Source organism: Sphingobacterium kyonggiense (assembly GCF_039536825.1).
In the GTDB taxonomy this organism is placed as follows: Bacteria; Bacteroidota; Bacteroidia; order Sphingobacteriales; family Sphingobacteriaceae; genus Sphingobacterium; species Sphingobacterium kyonggiense.
Map to the genome: position 1 here is coordinate 61,880 of NZ_BAAAZI010000009.1, position 19,160 is coordinate 81,039.

At 36.7% G+C, this 19,160-nt stretch carries 19 protein-coding genes; 13 read left to right on the forward strand and 6 right to left on the reverse strand.

Going from position 1 to position 19,160, the window contains the following annotated elements; all coding sequences use genetic code 11:
• The first annotated feature begins 112 nt into the window (after positions 1-112).
• The 4 genes from ABD676_RS10975 to ABD676_RS10990 are packed head-to-tail and all read left to right on the forward strand — an operon-like array spanning position 113 to position 3,589.
• Positions 113-1,108 (forward strand): PstS family phosphate ABC transporter substrate-binding protein, encoded by a 996-nt coding sequence (locus tag ABD676_RS10975; protein ID WP_344674719.1) that lies wholly within the window; start codon positions 113-115, stop codon positions 1,106-1,108.
• Positions 1,080-1,970: a phosphate ABC transporter permease subunit PstC gene (gene pstC / locus ABD676_RS10980; protein WP_344674720.1), complete on the forward strand. Its 891-nt coding sequence runs from the start codon at positions 1,080-1,082 to the stop codon at positions 1,968-1,970. The genes ABD676_RS10975 and pstC overlap by 29 nt, the downstream gene beginning before the upstream one ends.
• Positions 1,971-2,825: a PstA family ABC transporter permease gene (locus ABD676_RS10985; protein WP_344674721.1), complete on the forward strand. Its 855-nt coding sequence runs from the start codon at positions 1,971-1,973 to the stop codon at positions 2,823-2,825.
• The gene (locus ABD676_RS10990; protein WP_344674722.1) at positions 2,780-3,589 is read left to right on the forward strand and encodes a phosphate ABC transporter ATP-binding protein; all 810 of its coding nucleotides are present in this window, start codon (positions 2,780-2,782) and stop codon (positions 3,587-3,589) included. Before ABD676_RS10985 ends, ABD676_RS10990 begins: the two co-directional genes overlap by 46 nt.
• A 76-nt stretch (positions 3,590-3,665) precedes the next feature.
• On the opposite strand, the gene ABD676_RS10995 is transcribed toward ABD676_RS10990, so the two are convergent.
• From ABD676_RS10995 to ABD676_RS11005, 3 genes are all read right to left on the reverse strand, one after another.
• Entirely contained in the window at positions 3,666-5,162 is a 1,497-nt protein-coding gene (locus ABD676_RS10995) for a dicarboxylate/amino acid:cation symporter (protein ID WP_344674723.1), read from the reverse strand.
• A gap of 871 nt (positions 5,163-6,033) precedes the next feature.
• Entirely contained in the window at positions 6,034-6,726 is a 693-nt protein-coding gene (locus ABD676_RS11000) for a LytR/AlgR family response regulator transcription factor (protein ID WP_344674724.1), read from the reverse strand.
• A complete protein-coding gene (locus tag ABD676_RS11005) occupies positions 6,723-7,565 on the reverse strand; it encodes a sensor histidine kinase (protein ID WP_344674725.1) in 843 nt (280 codons plus the stop codon). Before ABD676_RS11005 ends, ABD676_RS11000 begins: the two co-directional genes overlap by 4 nt.
• 279 nt (positions 7,566-7,844) lie before the next feature.
• Here ABD676_RS11005 and ABD676_RS11010 point away from each other — a divergent pair, with 279 nt between their 5' ends.
• Positions 7,845-8,705 carry a DUF5694 domain-containing protein gene (locus ABD676_RS11010; protein WP_344674726.1) on the forward strand — a complete coding sequence of 287 codons (861 nt, stop codon included), beginning with the start codon at positions 7,845-7,847 and terminating at the stop codon, positions 8,703-8,705.
• A gap of 82 nt (positions 8,706-8,787) precedes the next feature.
• Here ABD676_RS11010 and ABD676_RS11015 read toward each other — a convergent pair whose 3' ends face one another.
• Positions 8,788-9,138 carry a 4Fe-4S binding protein gene (locus ABD676_RS11015; RefSeq protein ID WP_344674727.1) on the reverse strand — a complete coding sequence of 117 codons (351 nt, stop codon included), beginning with the start codon at positions 9,136-9,138 and terminating at the stop codon, positions 8,788-8,790.
• A 160-nt stretch (positions 9,139-9,298) separates the two neighbouring features.
• Here ABD676_RS11015 and ABD676_RS11020 point away from each other — a divergent pair, with 160 nt between their 5' ends.
• From ABD676_RS11020 to dnaJ, 5 genes are all read left to right on the forward strand, one after another.
• Positions 9,299-10,312, forward strand: coding sequence for an acyl-CoA reductase (locus tag ABD676_RS11020; RefSeq protein ID WP_344674728.1), 1,014 nt, complete (start codon positions 9,299-9,301; stop codon positions 10,310-10,312).
• A gap of 60 nt (positions 10,313-10,372) precedes the next feature.
• The gene (locus ABD676_RS11025) at positions 10,373-10,576 is read left to right on the forward strand and encodes a fructose-6-phosphate aldolase (protein ID WP_344674729.1); all 204 of its coding nucleotides are present in this window, start codon (positions 10,373-10,375) and stop codon (positions 10,574-10,576) included.
• Between the two features lie 5 nt (positions 10,577-10,581).
• Positions 10,582-11,265, forward strand: a complete 684-nt coding sequence (locus ABD676_RS11030) for a cell division ATP-binding protein FtsE (RefSeq protein WP_344674730.1) — start codon at positions 10,582-10,584, stop codon at positions 11,263-11,265.
• Between the two features lie 128 nt (positions 11,266-11,393).
• Positions 11,394-11,915: a nucleotide exchange factor GrpE gene (locus tag ABD676_RS11035; protein ID WP_344674731.1), complete on the forward strand. Its 522-nt coding sequence runs from the start codon at positions 11,394-11,396 to the stop codon at positions 11,913-11,915.
• A gap of 11 nt (positions 11,916-11,926) precedes the next feature.
• Positions 11,927-13,078 carry a molecular chaperone DnaJ gene (dnaJ, locus tag ABD676_RS11040; RefSeq protein ID WP_344674732.1) on the forward strand — a complete coding sequence of 384 codons (1,152 nt, stop codon included), beginning with the start codon at positions 11,927-11,929 and terminating at the stop codon, positions 13,076-13,078.
• Between the two features lie 127 nt (positions 13,079-13,205).
• Here the strand turns inward: dnaJ and kdsA are convergent, their stop codons facing one another.
• Positions 13,206-14,021 (reverse strand): 3-deoxy-8-phosphooctulonate synthase, encoded by an 816-nt coding sequence (gene kdsA, locus ABD676_RS11045; protein WP_344674733.1) that lies wholly within the window; start codon positions 14,019-14,021, stop codon positions 13,206-13,208.
• Positions 14,022-14,031: 10 nt separating this feature from the next.
• A complete protein-coding gene (gene recQ / locus ABD676_RS11050) occupies positions 14,032-16,221 on the reverse strand; it encodes a DNA helicase RecQ (protein ID WP_344674735.1) in 2,190 nt (729 codons plus the stop codon).
• Positions 16,222-16,330: 109 nt separating this feature from the next.
• On the opposite strand from recQ, the gene ABD676_RS11055 reads away from it, so the two are divergent.
• The 3 genes from ABD676_RS11055 to ABD676_RS11065 all read left to right on the forward strand — a co-directional run bounded on the left by ABD676_RS11055 (position 16,331) and on the right by ABD676_RS11065 (position 19,108).
• Complete coding sequence (locus ABD676_RS11055) at positions 16,331-17,296, forward strand: KpsF/GutQ family sugar-phosphate isomerase (protein WP_344674736.1); 966 nt, start codon at positions 16,331-16,333, stop codon at positions 17,294-17,296.
• A gap of 115 nt (positions 17,297-17,411) precedes the next feature.
• Complete coding sequence (locus ABD676_RS11060; protein WP_344674737.1) at positions 17,412-17,786, forward strand: DUF1573 domain-containing protein; 375 nt, start codon at positions 17,412-17,414, stop codon at positions 17,784-17,786.
• 122 nt (positions 17,787-17,908) lie between these two features.
• Positions 17,909-19,108: a pyridoxal phosphate-dependent aminotransferase gene (locus ABD676_RS11065; RefSeq protein ID WP_344674738.1), complete on the forward strand. Its 1,200-nt coding sequence runs from the start codon at positions 17,909-17,911 to the stop codon at positions 19,106-19,108.
• The last annotated feature ends 52 nt before the right edge of the window (positions 19,109-19,160 follow it).

The following is a 19,160-nucleotide window of genomic DNA, read 5'->3' on the forward strand; positions in this document are numbered from 1 at the left end:
TGTAAATCCCGTCGACAAATGTATAGAATAATTTTTAATAAACTATATTAAATCTACTGAATTAGTATATATTTGTACCGTATTTGATTTTTACCTCCTATATAGTAACAGTTTGAATAAATATAAGTATATAGTAATAAGTGTTTTAGTAGCTTTATCTCAAGCTTCTTGCTCGCCTAATGTGGAAGGAAGTTTTGAAAAAGAGTCGAATTATTCGGGTAGTTTGTCTCTTTCTGGCGCATTTGCTCTGTATCCTTTAGCCATTCTTTGGTCGGAGGATTTCAAGGAAATTTATCCCAATGTTCGTTTTAATATTTCTGCAGGTGGAGCTGGTAAAGGGATAGCGGATGTGTTGACCGATATGGTGGATATTGGTTTAGTTTCTCGGGATCTGCATCCTCAAGAATTAGCTAATGGAGCCTTTCCTATAGTTGTAGCCAAAGATGCTGTTATTCCTACCATTAATAGCCAACACCCAAATATAGATTTAATCTTAAAACGTGGATTAAGTCAAGATGAACTCCAAAATATATTTATTCATGCTAAGTATAAAACCTGGAAAGATATTGATACGCGCTTTGTAGATTCGCCTATTCAGGTATATGTTCGTTCGGATGCAGCTGGTGCAGCCGAAACTTGGGCTAAATTCTTTAAAGCCAATCAGGAAGACTTAATAGGTGTTGGCATTTTTGGTGATCCCGGATTAGCACAAGTTGTTAAGGATGATCCACTAGCTATCGGTTTTAATAACCTCAATTACGTTTTTGATCTGAATAGCAAGCTAGCCGCAGCAGGAATTCGGGCTTTACCTATTGATCTTAATGCTAACGGGGTTTTGGATAAAAACGAGGATTTTTATCAAAATCTAGACTCTTTAACTAATGCCATCGCAAAAAATCAATACCCATCACCTCCTGCAAGAGAGTTGTTATTTGTGGTTAGAAAAAATGCTTCAAGTAAATTAATTAAAACCTTCTTGACTTTTATACTTCAAAAACAAGCGCAAAAACAACTTTTAGCAAATGGTTATGTGCCATTGGACGAAAAGCATATTCAGGAATCATTAAACAGGATACAACATGAAAATAACACGTCTATTCAAAGATAAACTTGCCAAAGTCAGTTCAGCAGTCTTGTTAGTGGCTGTAGTTATCCTCTTGTTAATTCTGTTTGTTGGATTGATTTACAAATCTATCCCGCTTTTAGAGGAACATTCCCTATTGGACATATTGACCAATAGTGTTTGGGCGCCTATGAAAGGAGAATTCGGATTTCTGGTTTTTATTCTGGGTACTTTATGGGTAACCCTATTGGCTTTATTGATAGCGGTGCCCTTATGTGTTTTGGCCTCCATTTATTTGGTCGAATATGCATCTGATCGTTTGCGAAATATGGTAATGCCGTTAATCAATGTTTTGGCTGCTATACCGCCGGTTCTATACGGCGTTTGGGGTGTGTTGTTTGTTATTCCATTGATTAGTCAGGTGATTGCACCCTTATTTGGAATAACGGTTTCAGGTTATTCAGTAATTGCGGCCGGCTTTGTTTTGGCAGTCATGATATTCCCTATCATGATGAGCATCATGGTTGAAGTACTACAAACGATCCCACAAGAACTAAGGGCAGTTTCCTTATCCTTAGGTGCAACCAAATGGGAAACGATTAAAAAGGTGATTCTTAAGAAAGCTCGTCCAGGCATTATGGCTGCCATTGTATTGGCTATATCTAGAGCCTTTGGTGAAACCATTGCTGTTTTGATGGTATGTGGGAATATACCCAAAATCCCTACCGGAATCTTTGATGCTGGTTATCCTTTGCCAGCACTAATAGCTAATAATTTTGGTGAAATGATGTCCATCCCGCAATATGATGCTGCCCTGATGTTTGCAGCATTATTGTTGTTTGTGCTCATTTTCGGGTTTAACCTAATTTCTAGAATAATATTAAACAGATTGGAGGCAAAAGTATAGATGGATAAAGTAAAGAGTAGACTACGTCAGGAAAGATGGGCTAAGGTATTCATGCAGATTTCAGGCATCATCATAACCGGATCTTTATTTCTAATTATTGGAAGTATTCTTTTTAAGGGATTACCTTATTTGTCCTGGGAAATGGTATCGCAAAGCCCCAAAGGTGGCTTTTATCTTGGCAAATCTGGAGGAGTTTTGAATGCTATAATTGGTTCCTTGTATTTAGCAGGATTATCTACTTTGATTGCCAGTATTATCGGTATCCCGATTAGTCTATTCTTGCATAATTATATTCACCCTAAGTCTTTTATAGCTCGATTATTAAAGTTATTCTTTGATGTATTATTTGGTATACCGGCCATTGTATATGGAGCTATAGCCTTTAGCATCATGGTTGCCTTAGGTATTCGAGCATCTCTGTTGGGAGGTGTGATTACCATCAGTCTGTTAACAATTCCTATTGTCGTTCGAACATTAGATGAACTATTGAGCAGTATTCCTACCGATCTTAAACAGGTAAGCTCTTCCTTAGGAGCTACCAGGTGGGAATCGGCAAAGCTCATGCTCAAATATATAAAGCCAGGACTATTTACAGCAATATTATTAGCATTTGGGCGTGCCATTGGTGATGTAGCTGGAGTCATGTTGACTACTGGTTTTTCTGATAATATCCCTAAATATCTGGACGAACCAGCTGCTACGCTACCTTTGGCCATTTTCTTTCAGCTTAGTAGTCCTATCCCTGAAGTACAGGGACGTGCTTATGCCTCCGCATTAATATTGACATTACTTATTTTAATTATTGTGCTATGTACACATTTCCTATCCTTGAAGCAGAAGAAACACAAATTGTAAGCACAGCCTTACAACCGCACATTCAAATCCGGGATTTGAATGTACATATCGAAGGCCGCCAGGTTTTGAAGGATATTAATTTAGATATACCTAACAATTCCATTACCTCCATAATCGGTCCATCTGGTTGTGGAAAGACGACTTTATTGAAAACATTGAACAGGCTGTTGGATGATCATAAAGAAGTTCAGGTTACTGGTTCTGTCCTGGTTAATGGTGAAGATATATATGCCCCGGATGCTGAAGTAACACATATTCGAAAGAAAATGGGTTTATTATCTCAGAAGCCATTTCCCTTACCTATGTCTATTTTTGAAAACATAGCCTATGGTCCCAAGGTTCATGGAATAAAGGATAAGGCCAAACTAAAGGCCATTGTAGAGCAGCAGTTACGTAATGTAGGGCTATGGGAAGAAGTTAAGGATCGTTTGGATGCATCTGCTACCCGATTGTCTATAGGACAACAGCAAAGGCTGTGCTTAGCCAGAGGATTAGCTGTAGAGCCTGAAATCATCCTCGGTGATGAATCTACTTCAGCATTGGACCCGATCTCCACACAAACTATAGAAAATCTACTGATCGACCTTAAACAGCAGTATACCATCGTGCTTGTGACGCACATCCTTCGTCAAGCTCGAAGGGTTTCTGATTATATTCTCTTTCTTTATCAAGGTGAAATTGTAGAATTTGGTAAGACGGAAGACTTGTTGCTTCATCCAAAACATGAGATCACTAAGCAGTATATAAAAGGCTTTATTTCTTAATTTAGAAATTGTCACAATTAAAAAAGGAGCCTATTCATCTGATTAGGCTCCTTTTCTTATTAATTCGTATATCGTCTTAAGTCCGAGTTTCACCTTCAGGACCTTCTTCAATTGTTTCTGCGATTTCTTCTACACCATCTGGATCTGTTTCCACACGGAACGGTGCAGCTTCATCAAATTCACCTTCCCATTTGGCAACTACAACCGTAGCCAAACAGTTTCCTATCACATTCACCGATGTTCTAGCCATATCCATCAATTCATCAATACCCAAGATTGCAGCAATGACAAATACAGGCAAGCCAAATTGATCTGCCGTTGCGATAAGAATAATTAATGAAGCTCTTGGTACTGCTGCTACACCTTTAGAAGTAATCATCAAGGTAAAGGCAATCATCAATTGTTGACCAAATGATAGGTCAATTCCTGCTGCTTGAGCCACAAAAATGGAAGCTAAGGAAAGGTATAAGGACGTGCCATCTAAATTAAAGCTGTACCCTGTAGGGATAACAAATGATACAATTTTACGAGGAACCCCAAATTTCTCCATCGCACTCATCGCCTTTGGTAATGCTGCATCAGAGCTCGTTGTTGCAAATGCAATAGAAACAGGTTCTTTAATTGCATTGATAAATTGCTTGATAGGGATTTTTAAATATAGAGCTACCGGCAATAAAATTCCACATAAGAAGAATATTAAGGCCAAATAAAGGGTTGCCAATAGCATGAATAGATTCTTGAGGATATCAACACCCAGGTGCCCCACGGTATAGGCCATCGCAGCACCAACCCCAATAGGTGCAAAGAGCATGACGAGGTTGGTAAACTTAAACATGGCCTCCGACAAGCTTTCCGCAAAATCCACAAATGGCTTTCGTTTCTTCTCTTCCACCATCGCTAATCCGATACCAAAAATGACCGCGAATACGACAATCTGCAATACCTTATTCTCATAAACCGATTTTACGATATTCTCTGGAAAAGTATCACGGAAGAAGGATGTAAATTTGTAAATGCCATGTGCACTTTCATCAATATGACTTAAAGCCACTTTATCACCTTCTGATAAGGCAGAAGTTTGTGGTAATTCTTCATGTGGCATATGTTCAATGTCGATACCTACACCTGCTTGAGTCAGGTTGATTGCTGCAAGACCAATAAAGATAGCACAGGTCGTAGCACAGAAAAAGTACAACATGGATTTCCATGCCATTCGGCCCACTTGTTTTAAGTCAGAGTGTCCGGCAATACCAAACACCAAGGTAGAAAATAAGATAGGTCCTACAATGGTCTTAACCAATTTGATGAATCCTTGACTTAAAGGTTGCAAAGCCTTAGCCACGTTTGGAAAATCAAGCCCTACAAATATCCCTAAAACCATACAGGTCAAGATCCAGGTTGTTAATCCTTTTCGAACAATAGCGTTTAATACAAGGACAATTGCCGTTATCCAGCGAACAGCCATCATGACCGTTGGAGGTACTGCAACGATATCAAATTCGTATAGTAAAGTAATAATTGAAGCTAATGCTATGGTTACCAGCATTAAATATCCCGTTGTTTTTTTTGACATGCGGTTTAATGGGTTATTATGTGTTTATTTATTCTTAAAGACCAACAAAAATAAAAAAATACCCGTGCAAACCAAATTATTTCCTTCCCATAGATTATACCTCAAACTAATATTCTGCTATATACCATTCGTTTTATTCAGCTAAAAAACAAATGTTTAGTTATGCTTTATTTTATTACATGAAATAATACCCTGAATTGTATTTATTTGTTTACATAACTAGACGTGCTTAAAGAAGTGATAATAAATCCTTTGTTTGGCTAACTGTTACTTAAACCTTTACTTTAAGCTATTTAAACATTCCTTTATTAGATTGATATCCTCAAAAGTCCCTTAGAATTATAAAATGAATTTCTATTCCTAAACTGATTTGTCAAATTTTAGGTGATTTGGAATATTCAAGTGAATATTTCTATGTGCCATGTTAATACGTGAGTAATCTTTTAGTTGTTACTCCAAGGGAATTCTATTGGATTTACATCGGATCTTGCTCGGATCTCGTTCGCTTCTAACCGAACGAGATCCGAAGGAGATCCGAACAAGTTCCGAAGGAGATCCGAAGGAGTGACGAATAAAACCAAAGGAAATAGATATGAGATATGAGACCGCTACGCTATTAGATGTGAGACAAAAGACAATGAAATGAAATGATAAAAGGAATAAGAAGAAGGTAAATGGATAAAGGAGATTTGCCTATTACAACTTTGAGGGAAACGAAAAATCTCTAATTCTCTGCTTAAGGACAACATCTTTCATCGAATGTGGAAGATCTATAAACTATGCTTTAGACAATAATCAGCATAGAAAAGTAAACAAAATACAATAGAAAAGTAGAGGTTATTTGAAATTGATGAAATTAAAAATCATCTAATTAACTATTAAACCAAGATAGAAGACCGTCTTTGAAGGTATCTCCTATAGGATAACAATTTCCATTAGCATGTCGAACTTGATTTCCTTCAATACTTCTAATGGAATTTTTAGGTAATATATAGGATCGATGAATTCGGATAAACCGTTGTTCGGGTAATCGCTGTTGAATATCTTTCATCGTTTCAAGAACTAATAGCTTTTGGTTCGCTAGGATAACTTGAATATAATCCTTCATTCCTTCTAAAAGTACAATTTCGTCGAAAGCGATTCGGTAGTCTTTACGATCCGCACGTATTTGTAAGTAATCTTTATCCGCTATTATAGGTTGAAGGGATTTCCAATTGATATATTTAAAAATGGCTTGGTAAAAACGGTCTAAATTAATAGGCTTTAATAAGTAGTCAACAACCTGGAATTGATAACTGTCTAAAGCGTATTCACTATAAGCGGAACTTATAATATAATCATACCGGGTACCCAATAGCTTCATCAATTCGATTCCATTTATTTCGGGCATCTGTATATCCAATATGATTAGTTGAATATTTTCTTCATGTAGATAGTTTAAAGCCTCTTTTACGGAAGTACCAGCATAGATGAGGTTCAAATTTGGCATCGATAAGGCATAATCTGCTAACAATCTAGCTGCCATAGGTTCGTCATCAAGAATTAAACAATTTACATTTCTCATTCAAAGTCAATTTCTAGTCTAGCACAATAGTTTCCCTTTTCCTCAATGCAACTTATGCTGTGTTTCTCTGGATAATAATGATTCAAACGATTATGAATGTTTATTAACCCTATTCCTGCTTGAGTGTCCTTCAGGTTATCTGAAACAGTATTCTTAACTTCATAGCTGAGTTTATTATTCCTGAATACGAGTTCAATAAACAAGGGGGTTTCTTTATTTATGATTCCATGCTTAAAAGCATTTTCAATAAATGGTATTAATGTAAAGGTTGGAATTAAGATGTTTACGTCGGAGATATCAGCTTTAAAAAAGATACAATCATCTTCGGTAATTCTTAAAGCCTCAAGTTTTAGATAAGACTCGATATATGTTTTTTCTTCCTTTATGGATATCCATTCCTTCTCACTATTGTAGGTGCTATACCTCATTAACTGCCCGAGTTGATCAATAGCTGGTAAGGCCTTGTCGGATTTAAAATGCACTAAAGAATAGATGTTATTTAAACTGTTGAATAGGAAATGAGGATTGAGCTGTGCCTTGAGAAACTTGATTTCTGTATTTTTATTCTCTTCAATAATTCGCTTATGATACGATAATAGCCGAATAACATAAATGACTAACCAAAGAACAGTGCTTAAAATAATGGGATGCAATCCATAATAAAAGTTATCAAGAATATAAAAAGCAAATGCTTCTTGATCGCTATAATTTCGGATATGTAAGAAATAAGGAAAGATCAATTCTTCGATTAAATATCGAAAACTGATAAAATATAATAAACTGATTAAGAGAAATGCAATAGGTTTTAGAGGATGCCATTTCTGAAATAACCTAGGCATAAAAACTAAATAGTTTAGATAGAAAGTACTAATTATCATGAAAAAGCTAGAGAAACTAATTAGCGTCAATTCGTCAAGAACAATTGAGTTTGACTCCCATCGTAGTAAAGTAAAATAGCACCAAATAACCCAAAAAAGGATGTGGATGATGATTTCCCTCATCTTAGAAATGAAAATTTCCTTGTTTTTCATGAATGAGATAAAGTTAAGGAATTCATGACGGAGCAAAAATCTATTTGTCGATAAATTGGTGGCATTGGTCGATAAAACTTGAATAACATGAAAGATGCCCTTACCATTGTGCATTCAAAACAAATTATTATGATTATGAAATATTTGATGCTATTTGCTTTAACATTTGTTTTAAACCAATTAGTTCATGCCCAAGAGCAGCAATTTAAAACAAAATTTGATGATGCCATTCCTGTATTGAGTGTGGGAACTTTCCATATGGGGTTTACCAGTGACGCTACCCGAACAGAATTTAATCCACGAGACCCAAAAAGTATTCAGGAAGTACATGATCTGGTAAGTAAATTCGAAACATTTAAGCCAACAGTTATGATGTTAGAAGTTTTGCCTGAACAGCAGAAAAATCTCCAGGCACGATATGATGCATACCTGGCTAACCCTAAAATGACCTTTGAACATCCTTCTGAAATTGAATTGCTTGCCTTTGAATTAGGAAGTCGCGCTGGGGTAAAGAAGGTATATGGTATTGACTATGCCGAAGGATATAATTATAATGTTTATCAGGAATTGAATGTAAAAGTGGATAGCCTAACTATCCCGAGATATGGAAAACTAGTTCAACAAAATGAAGCTAATTATTTAAAGCAATTAAATAGAAAGCCAAGAGTAATCGATATGTTTCGTGTAAATAATTCGGCTGAATATTTAGATTTCTTAATCAATATCAATGCAGATATGCTTTTATATGCTTCCAGCCCAGCAGGACAAGAAGGTGCCGAGGAAGCTGCAAAATTCTACCATAGAAATCTACTGATGTTTTCTAATGTGAATAAAGTTCCTTTGCATAAAAACGATCGTGTATTTGTATTGTTGGGAGCTACACATACCGCATTCTTTCGGGAATGGTTTTTAATCGGTCACCAAAGTATAAATTGGAAAATACCTTAGAATATCTAAAATAGCGATTAGGTCATAAAAAAAGGTGCTTCATGTAGTATGGAGCACCTTTTACGTATTTCTTAAAAATATCTTATTCCGCGTGAAGCCAAGCTTTCTTCGCTAATAATTCATCTTCTGATTCGACTACATCTTCATCTTCCACACAGCAATCAACTGGGCATACAGCAGCACACTGTGGTTCATCATGGAATCCAACACACTCTGTACATTTATCAGAAACAATATAGTAAACTTCATTCGAGATTGCATCTTGGGACTCGCTTGCATCAATCGTTACGCCATCTCCAAAATCAATAACACCATTCAAGGCCGTACCATCAGAAAACTTCCAAGGAACACCTGCATCATAAATTGCGTTGTTCGGGCATTCTGGTTCGCATGCTCCACAATTTATACATTCATCTGTAATTTTAATTGCCATTTATGTCCTTACAATAAAATAATAAACTAATTTTGTGTATTCAAAGTTACTACTTCAGCCATAGACTTTGAAGAAAAAGTATATAACTTTAGTAGTTATTTACAAATTGATGGCAAATATACGGCAAAATATTAACAGAATAATTCTAAATAATAAGATTTTGATATTACAGCAAAGAATTGAAGCCTTCGCAAAACTTGGTGAATACCTGCAATCCAATGACTTTGAAAATTCCCCTTTTTTATTTTCTGTCGCTCAACGTAATCCTTGGTATACTAAAGAAAATGTGTTACAACAGACCAAGGCTATTGGTTCAAACCTGCAAGTAGATAAACTACAAGCCTGGTTAAAAGATTTCCCGGAAATAAAAACCGATAAGGTTGTCGGTTTGGTCCTAGCAGGTAATCTTCCTCTAGTTGGTTTTCATGATATCCTTTCGGTATTGATTACGGGCTTCCATGCGGAAATTAAAGCTTCCTCTGAAGATGCCGGATTAACAAAAGCGGTGTTGGATATCTTGGTAGCAATTGAGCCTGAATTCTCCAATTATTTCAAAATAGTCGAGAAATTGACAGAATACGATTTAATTATCGCTACAGGTAGTAATAATTCATCCCGCTACTTTGAACATTACTTTGGAAAGAAACCACATATCATTCGTAAAAACAGAAATTCGGTTGCCGTTATTTCTGGAGATGAAACAAATGAGGAGCTTCAACAATTAGGACATGATATATTTGATTATTTTGGCTTAGGTTGCCGTTCAGTTTCTAAGATCTTTATACCGGAGAACTACGATATCGCTAAATTATATGAACCTTTAGAATATTTTGCTGGGATTAAGGATCACTTCAAGTATAACAACAATTACGATTTTAATAAATCCATTTATTTAATCAACAAAAATGAGCATTATGACAATGGCTTTTTATTGTTGAAGGATGATGAGAACCTTGCTTCTCCCCTTGCGGTTATCCATTACCAGCGTTATAAGGACATTCAAGAGGTGGAAAGTTTTATTCAATCGCATTTAAATGAGATTCAATGTGTGACTGCTGAGCGCGAATTAAATGTTGATGCTGCGGTATTTCCATTTGGAGCTAGTCAATGCCCGGCATTGGATGATTATGCGGATGCGGTGGATACTTTAGCATTTTTAAAGGCAAACCAATAAATCGCAATTTGTGGCGTTATATGGTTATGAATTCATAAAAAGTTATATTTTTGTTCGACTATGTATGTTATAAAGGTTAAGGGCGTGGCCAAAATCCCGGATTATGTGCAATTGCGTGATGACGCATTCACCTTATTAGCCTATTTCCGCGTGGATCGACCTGATAAATCATTAGATAAAATAGGGCTAGCAGATAAAGCAGAGTATATCATGGATATCGTTCGCGAACTGCCATTTGGCCAAATAAAAAAAATTGACGTATAAGAAGTATGAGAGAAACAAATACGGTTATCCGATTAAAAAATGTCGATATCTATCAACAAAAACACTTGGTTCTATCCAATGTAAACTTGGATATCTCACAAGGTGAATTCCTATACTTGATCGGGCAATCTGGATCTGGAAAGAGTAGTTTATTAAAGATTATTTATGGAGATCTTTATATTGCTAATGGTGAAGGTATGATTGCAGGTTTTGATCTAAGGAAGTTGCATGAGAATGATGTTCCTTACTTACGTCGTAAACTAGGGATTGTATTTCAGGATTTCCATTTGTTGAATGACCGTACTGTCGAAAAAAACTTGGAATTTGCTCTTAAGGCAACTGGATGGAAAGAAAAAGGTCTAATTGAGAACCGAATTCTAGATGTACTGGAAAAGGTGGGTCTTCGTTCAAAATTGAAGAAGATGCCTCATGAGTTATCCGGTGGTGAGCAGCAGCGTGTTGTAATTGCGCGTGCCTTATTGAATAATCCAGAAATTATATTAGCGGATGAGCCAACAGGAAACTTAGACCCTGCTACATCCGAGGAAATTGTACTATTACTTCGTGATATTGCATCCTCTGGAACAGCCGTATTAATGGCAACACACGATTACCAAATTATTAGAAATATGCCAGCCCGTATTCTGCGTACAGCAGATGGATCCTTACATGACAATGTAAGTATTTAAGGACTGACAAGCACGATTAAATCCGACATTCTTGCCAGTAGACTTCAAAACAGACTGACAGCATGTCGGATTTTTTGCGTTGGCAGTATAATTGATGACAGGCAATTAACATTTAACTTTCTTAGCTGATGATGAACGAAAACGAAAATACTCAAGATCAAGAATTGAATCAATTCGAGGAGAATGTGGAGAATACAGCAGCGGAGGCTGATGACTTAAACCAAAAATTAGCGGAATCTAACGACCGCTATACGCGTTTAGTAGCTGAATTTGACAACTACAAGAAACGTACTTCCAAAGAAAAATTAGAGCTTATGCAATCTGCAGGAAAAGATGTAATTGTAAAATTACTTCCTGTAATGGATGATTTTGATCGTGCATTAGGCCATATGAAAGACATCTCTGATGGAGATGCTATAAAACAAGGTGTGGAATTGGTAAACAACAAATTCCGCAAGACCATGGAACAATTGGGTGTTAAAGAAATGGATGTATTGGGCAAACCATTTGATGCAGAATATCAAGAGGCCATTACTTCTATCCCCTCACCTACACCAGACATGAAGGATAAAGTAATTGATGTTATCGAAAAAGGATACCTTTTAAATGATAGCGTAATCCGTTATGCAAAGGTTGTAGTAGGACAATAAGAATATAAAAAATGTCAAAGAGAGATTATTATGATGTGCTTGGAGTCCAACGGACTGCAGAAGTAACTGAAATTAAAACGGCATATCGTAAGCTTGCGATAAAATTTCACCCGGATAAGAACCCTGGTGATAAGGAAGCTGAAGACAAGTTTAAAGAAGCTGCCGAAGCCTATGAAGTACTAAGCAACGCTGAGAAGCGGAGACGTTATGACCAATTTGGTCATGCTGGTAATTCGGCTTCAGGTTATGGTGGCGGCGGCATGAATATGGAAGACATATTCAGCCAATTCGGTGATATCTTTGGTGGTGGAAATCCATTTGAGAGTTTCTTTGGTGGTGGCGGCGGTGGTTCTCGCGGAGGACGCCGTGTGCAACGTGGAACCAACCTGCGCATTAAAGTGAAATTGACACTGGAGGAAATTGCCAATGGTGTTGAAAAGAAAGTAAAAGTAAACAAACAAGTAGTTTGTCATACCTGTAGTGGTACAGGAGCAAAAGATAAAAGCTCGTACCATACTTGTAATACCTGTGGTGGTAGCGGTTCGGTAAGACGTGTTACCAATACTATTCTTGGTCAAATGCAAACTACAAGCACCTGTCCTACCTGTAATGGTGAAGGTGTGGAAATCACAGCAAAGTGTACTACCTGTAAAGGTGAAGGTCTAGAGCGTGGCGAAGAAACCATCAGTATCAATATCCCTGCTGGAGTTAGTGAAGGTATGCAACTTTCCATGACTGGAAAAGGTAATGCTGCTCCTCGTGGTGGTATCCCTGGTGATTTGATTATACTTGTGGAAGAAGTTCCGCATGAGACTTTAAAACGTGATGGTATCAATGTGATTTATGACTTGTATATCAATTTTGCAGATGCAGCTTTGGGTACTAGTGTAGAAATTCCAACCATCGATGGTAAAGCAAAGATTAAAATAGATCCAGGAACGCAAGGCGGAAAAATCCTTCGTTTAAAAGGTAAAGGATTACCTGAAGTGAATTCTTACCATAAAGGCGATCAATTGGTCTACGTGAATGTATGGACGCCTAAAACCGTAAATAAAGAGGAAAAAGAGTTGTTGGAAAAACTAAAGAATTCAGCAAACTTTAAACCTCAACCAGGGAAAAGTGAGAAATCATTCTTTGAACGTATCAAGGAATACTTCGAATAAAAATTGTATATCAATTTGTTTATTTAATCAATACAATCCTTCAAGGATAAAAAAAGGAGATTTTTATAAATCTCCTTTTTTTATGTTATAAATACGGATAGCTATACGTCGTATTTGCTATTCTATTCTACAAAATAGCTTCGCGGATTCGAATTAATTGCGTCAATAAGTCTTCTAAGCGGTCAAGGTGAAGCATATTAGCACCATCTGACTTGGCATTTGCTGGATCGGGATGTGTTTCAATAAATAAACCATCTGCTCCTACTGCAATAGCTGCCTTCGCTATTGTACCGATTAATTCCGGCTTTCCACCTGTAACACCTGATGTTTGATTAGGTTGCTGTAAGGAGTGCGTACAATCCATAACAGTAGGTACACCAAAAGATTTCATAACAGGTAAACCGCGATAATCTACGATTAGGTCTTGGTAACCAAATGTATTTCCACGATCCGTTAAGAATACTTTATCGTTTCCAGAATCGCGTACTTTGTCCACTGCAAATATCATGGACTCAGCAGAAAGGAATTGGCCTTTTTTGATGTTTACTACTTTATTTGTTTCAGCTGCAGCTACCAAAAGTTCTGTTTGACGACATAGAAATGCTGGGATTTGCAATACATCCACATAAGCAGCTGCCATAGCAGCTTCATGGCTTTCGTGGATATCGGTAACTGTTGGAACTCCAAAAGTCTTCCCTACTTTTTCCAGGATTTTTAAAGCTTTCTCATCACCAATTCCTGTAAATGAATCAACACGAGAACGATTAGCCTTGCGGTAAGAACCCTTAAAGATGTATGGGATATTTAATTTGTCTGTAATAGTAACAATGCGTTCGGCTATTCTAAGTGCAATTTCTTCGCCTTCGATAGCACAAGGACCTGCCATTAAGAAAAAGGCAGATGAATTGCCATTTTTAATCGATGGCAAATATGTATTAATCATATAAATGTGTTTAATTTCCTAATTCTGACATAAATTTAATGCGCATTAGCTGAATATCTTCAAAGGAATAATCTTCTTCGCCTAATTCATCTAAAGCAACATCGATACCATCGCATTCAGCAGATTTAAAGTAATCATATACCTCATCCTGACGATCTTGATCAATCATTTCATCTACGAAATAACCAATATTGAGCTTCGTACCGGAATTGACAATAGACTCCACTTCTTTCAATAAATCCTCATAAGATATTCCTTTTGAAGATGCGATATCTTCTAAGCTGATTTTACGGTCTATATTCTGAATGATGGATACCTTTAATGCTGATTTATTAGCTGTGCTTTTAATCACTAAATCTTGTGGACGATCGATATCATTCTCTTCCACATAATTCTTAATCATTTCTAAGAATGGTCCTCCGAATTTCATGGCCTTCCCAGAACCAACACCTTGAATTTTCTTTAATTCCTCTTGAGTAATTGGGTAGTGAGTACACATTTCATCCAGAGAAGGATCTTGGAAAATCACGAATGGAGGTAAAGAACGTTGTTTTGCTAATTTCTTACGAAGTTCCTTAAGCATTTTTAACAACTCAGTATCCAATGCTCCAGAAGAACTTGAATGCTCATCTCCTGAATCTGATTTGGAAGCTTCCATTGGTCTGTTTAATAGAAACTTTATAGCATAAGGATTGGCAATGTATTTCTTACCGCCTTCTGTAAGCTGTAATAAGCCGTAATGATCAATATCCTTTTTAACGAAATCAGCTAATTCCGCTTGACGAATCAAGGAATTCCAATAATTGACCCCTAGATCCTTTCCAGAACCAAATAATGGGTGACTATCGTGTTTGTAGGAAGATATAGGTTGATTGTTTTGACCGATCATCACATTGATAATGTGCTGATCATCAAACTTATCGCCTTGTTCCTTAATGAAGTTCAATACCTTTAGAATATTCTCTTCTGCATCGAAATAGGTTTTCTTTGCACGGCAGTTATCACACATGTTATTACAGCCCGTTTCATCAAACTTCTCACCGAAATAATGTAAGATTTGTTTTCTTCTACAAACTGCCGACTCTGAATAATCGATAACTTCCTTTAATATTTGGGTGCCGATTTCTTTTTCAGAGACCGGTTTATCCTTCATGAACTTGGTTAGCTTCTCTACGTCCTTTTCTGAGTAGAAAGCCAAACAGTAGCCTTCACCCCCATCACGGCCTGCTCTACCAGTTTCCTGATAATAACCTTCCATGGATTTAGGGATATCGTGGTGAATGACATAACGAACATCAGGTTTGTCAATTCCCATTCCGAAAGCAATTGTAGCTACAATAACTTCAATATCTTCCATTAAGAATTTATCCTGTGTCTCTGCACGTGTTTTAGCGTCCAAGCCAGCATGATAAGGTAAAGCTTTAATACCATTGATGTTCAATACTTCGGCGATTTCCTCTACCTTCTTACGGCTTAAGCAGTAAACAATACCAGCTTTGCCAGAATTACTCTTAATAAACCGAACAATCTCTTTTATCACATCTTGCTTTGTCCTAACCTCGTAATATAAGTTAGTCCTGTTGAAAGATGATTTGAATAAAGCAGCATTGTTCATCTGTAAATTCTTACGGATATCCGATTGTACTTTTGGGGTGGCGGTTGCAGTTAATGCAATAATTGGGATCTCAGGTCCCACTTCATTGATTACTTGGCGGATTTTCCGGTATTCTGGACGGAAATCATGTCCCCATTCCGAGATACAGTGCGCCTCATCTACAGCGACAAAGGATACCGTAATACTCTTTAAGAAATTGACATTTTCCTCTTTAGCAAGTGATTCTGGTGCTACATAAAGTAATTTTGTTTTACCTTCTGTAACATCTTGTTTCACACGTTGGATCTCTCCTTTGGTTAAGGACGAGTTCAAGAAGTGAGCAATGCTATCCCTACCCCCAAAAGCACGTAGTTGATCCACTTGATTTTTCATAAGAGCAATCAATGGTGAAATGACAATGGCTGTACCATCGCTCATTAATGCTGGAAGTTGGTAACAAATGGACTTTCCTCCACCTGTTGGCATGATAACAAAGGTGTCTTTCTTGTTTAAGACGTTGGTGATGATTGCTTCTTGGTCACCCTTAAACGTATCGAATCCGAAAAAGTCTTGTAGATTATCGAAAAGTGATTTTTCTATTTCCATTGACAGGGCAAATAAATAGATGTGTTAAGCGTAATAATAAAACGTTTCAAAAAATGTATTTTTGTAACGTTCGTTCATTTTTTAATATATAAAACTACGGAAATATTACGTGAAAAACAACATCGATATAAAAATGCTTGCAAAGGAAACCTTCGAATTGGAAGCTTCAAATGTCTTGGCATTATCAGAAAAAATTGATGATGACTTCGTTAAGGTGGTTGAGTCTATCTTAACTTTAAAAGGTCGGGTTATCATTACAGGAATTGGAAAAAGTGCAATTATCGCTCAAAAGATTGTTGCAACACTTAATTCAACGGGTACTCCCTCTATTTTCATGCATGCAGCTGATGCGATTCATGGGGATTTGGGGATTATTCAAGAGCATGATTTAATTATTGCTATCTCCAAAAGTGGAAATACTCCAGAGATTAAAGTATTAATTCCATTCTTAAAACAAACAGGAAATACGTTGGTGGCCATTGTTGGTAACAACAGCTCCTACTTAGCAGATCAAGCTGATTACGTCTTAGATACCACGATTACTCGTGAGGCATGTCCAAATAACTTGGCGCCTACGACAAGTACGACTGTTCAATTGGCAATGGGAGACGCATTAGCTGTTTGTCTTCAAACAAAAAGACAGTTTTCTGATCAAGATTTTGCTAAATATCACCCTGGTGGTGCCTTAGGAAAACAATTATACCTAAAAGTGGGTGATTTATCCGATCAACGTGGATTGCCTCAGGTTCAAGCAGATTCGAATGTTCGGAATGTACTAATTTCTATCACCAAATTCCGCCTTGGTGCAACGGTTGTTGAACAAGATGGAAATATTCTAGGAATAATTACCGATGGTGATATTCGTAGGATGTTGGAGAAGCATGAGGATGTATCTGAATTGAAAGCGATTGATATTATGTCTGAAAATCCAAAGACAATTGAAAAGACAGAGTTAGCAGTCAATGCTTTACATGAAATGCGGCAGAATAGCATCTCCCAATTGGTTGTTGTTGATGAGGGCGTTTATGCTGGTATAATACATATACAGGATATTCTGAAAGAGGGAATAATTTAATTATATATTGTAAAAATGTTGTTGATTTAAACCAATAAGTTTTATTTATATCAAATAGTTTATAAAATTGGTCTTAGATTTGATTGAATCAACAAAATACTAAATAACAGAAACAATGAGAAAAATAGCGAGTTTGGGTGCAGTGCTGATTGCGTTTATCAGTTTAACAGCGATGACCTTGTTGACACCGGAATTTAAATTTGATAAAGAGACGCATGACTTTGGGAAAATTCCATTGAATAAGGATGCTTCTTTCGAGTTCACCTTTACTAATTCTGGCTCTGACGCCATCATTATTCACGATGTAACACCTACTTGTGGTTGTTCCGTTGCGGAATTCACAAAAGTTCCAGTGAAAAAAGGCGAGTCAGGATCTATTAAAGTAACTTATAATGCGGCAGCATCTGGTCCATTTACAAAAACATTCGTCGTAAAATCGAATACTAAAACTCCAGTGAAAACATTGACCATCAAAGGTATCGTTGAATAAGGAGTAGTAAATAGCATAAATTTGGAAAATAAAAGCCATTCTGCATAAGAATGGCTTTTATTGTTAGTTTGCTAGTCAGAATATTTGTATTTTTGATAAAACTAAATAGTAAAATTTTAATAATGCCAAGAATTTCTCAGAAAGGCATCAATATGCCTGCATCACCTATTAGAAAACTAACTCCATTTGCTGATCAGGCAAAACGTGAAGGAAAGAAAATCTACCATTTAAATATCGGACAACCAGATATCGAGACGCCTGAAGGAATGTTAAACGCCCTTAAGAATATTGACTTCAAAGTTTGGGCATATACCCCATCCGAAGGTACATTGTCCTATCGTACTAAATTGGCCGAGTATTATAACAAAATCAATTATAATATTACTCCGAATGACATTCTAGTTACCAATGGTGGTTCAGAAGCTATTACAATAGCTATGCAAGCTTGTTTAAATCCCGGTGAAGAAGTCATCATTCCTGAACCCTTCTATGCAAATTACAATGGATTTGCTTGTTCTGCTGATATCGTGGTTAAACCTATCATGTCTTATATTGACAATGGATTCGCTTTACCAAGTATCGCTGAATTTGAAAAGGTAATTACCGATAAAACGAAAGCAATTGCTATCTGTAATCCAAATAACCCTACTGGTTATTTATATTCTCGTGAAGAATTAGAAGCTTTACGTGAATTGTGTTTGAAATATGATCTATACTTATTCTCAGATGAGGCTTATCGTGAGTTCTGTTATGACGGTAAAGAATTCATTTCCCCTATTCAATTAGAAGGATTAGAGCAACATGTGGTTATCTTCGATACGGTATCTAAGCGTTATTCTGCTTGTGGTGCTCGTATTGGATGTATCATTACTAAGAACAAGGAATTGTATCAAACAGCATTAAAGTTTGCTCAAGCGCGTTTAAGTCCTTCTTTAGAAGGTCAGATTGCGGGTGAAGCTGCAGTTGATACACCAGATAGTTATTTTGAAGCTGTATCTAAAGAGTATACCGCTAGACGTGATACTTTGGTGAGTGGCTTAAATAAAATACAAGGAGTATTCTGTCCTAATCCAGGAGGTGCTTTCTATGTAGTTGCAAAATTGCCAATTGATAATGCCGATAAATTCTGTCAATGGATATTAGAATCATTTGATTACAACAATGAAACGGTAATGATGGCTCCTGCTACTGGATTCTATTCTACTCCAGGTGCCGGAACCAATGAAGTTCGATTGGCCTATGTCTTAAATCAGGACGATTTGAAAAAAGCATTAGTATGCTTAGAAAAAGCATTGGAAGTTTATCCAGGGAGAACAAACTAGTACTTTAATCTAATAAAGATTGCTATAGAATAAAGGTCATATCCGCGGATAT

Coding starts and splice junctions, on each gene's coding strand:
- ABD676_RS11025 (WP_344674729.1), top strand. CDS start 10,373: ATGTATGTTATAAAGGTTAAGGGCGTGGCCAAAATCCCGGATTATGTG.
- ABD676_RS11030 (WP_344674730.1), top strand. CDS start 10,582: ATGAGAGAAACAAATACGGTTATCCGATTAAAAAATGTCGATATCTAT.
- ABD676_RS11000 (WP_344674724.1), bottom strand. CDS start 6,726: ATGAGAAATGTAAATTGTTTAATTCTTGATGACGAACCTATGGCAGCT.
- ABD676_RS10990 (WP_344674722.1), top strand. CDS start 2,780: ATGTACACATTTCCTATCCTTGAAGCAGAAGAAACACAAATTGTAAGC.
- ABD676_RS10995 (WP_344674723.1), bottom strand. CDS start 5,162: ATGTCAAAAAAAACAACGGGATATTTAATGCTGGTAACCATAGCATTA.
- ABD676_RS11065 (WP_344674738.1), top strand. CDS start 17,909: ATGCCAAGAATTTCTCAGAAAGGCATCAATATGCCTGCATCACCTATT.
- ABD676_RS11010 (WP_344674726.1), top strand. CDS start 7,845: ATGAAAGATGCCCTTACCATTGTGCATTCAAAACAAATTATTATGATT.
- recQ (WP_344674735.1), bottom strand. CDS start 16,221: ATGGAAATAGAAAAATCACTTTTCGATAATCTACAAGACTTTTTCGGA.
- kdsA (WP_344674733.1), bottom strand. CDS start 14,021: ATGATTAATACATATTTGCCATCGATTAAAAATGGCAATTCATCTGCC.
- ABD676_RS11015 (WP_344674727.1), bottom strand. CDS start 9,138: ATGGCAATTAAAATTACAGATGAATGTATAAATTGTGGAGCATGCGAA.
- ABD676_RS11035 (WP_344674731.1), top strand. CDS start 11,394: ATGATGAACGAAAACGAAAATACTCAAGATCAAGAATTGAATCAATTC.
- ABD676_RS11005 (WP_344674725.1), bottom strand. CDS start 7,565: ATGCCTAGGTTATTTCAGAAATGGCATCCTCTAAAACCTATTGCATTT.
- pstC (WP_344674720.1), top strand. CDS start 1,080: ATGAAAATAACACGTCTATTCAAAGATAAACTTGCCAAAGTCAGTTCA.
- ABD676_RS10985 (WP_344674721.1), top strand. CDS start 1,971: ATGGATAAAGTAAAGAGTAGACTACGTCAGGAAAGATGGGCTAAGGTA.
- dnaJ (WP_344674732.1), top strand. CDS start 11,927: ATGTCAAAGAGAGATTATTATGATGTGCTTGGAGTCCAACGGACTGCA.
- ABD676_RS11060 (WP_344674737.1), top strand. CDS start 17,412: ATGAGAAAAATAGCGAGTTTGGGTGCAGTGCTGATTGCGTTTATCAGT.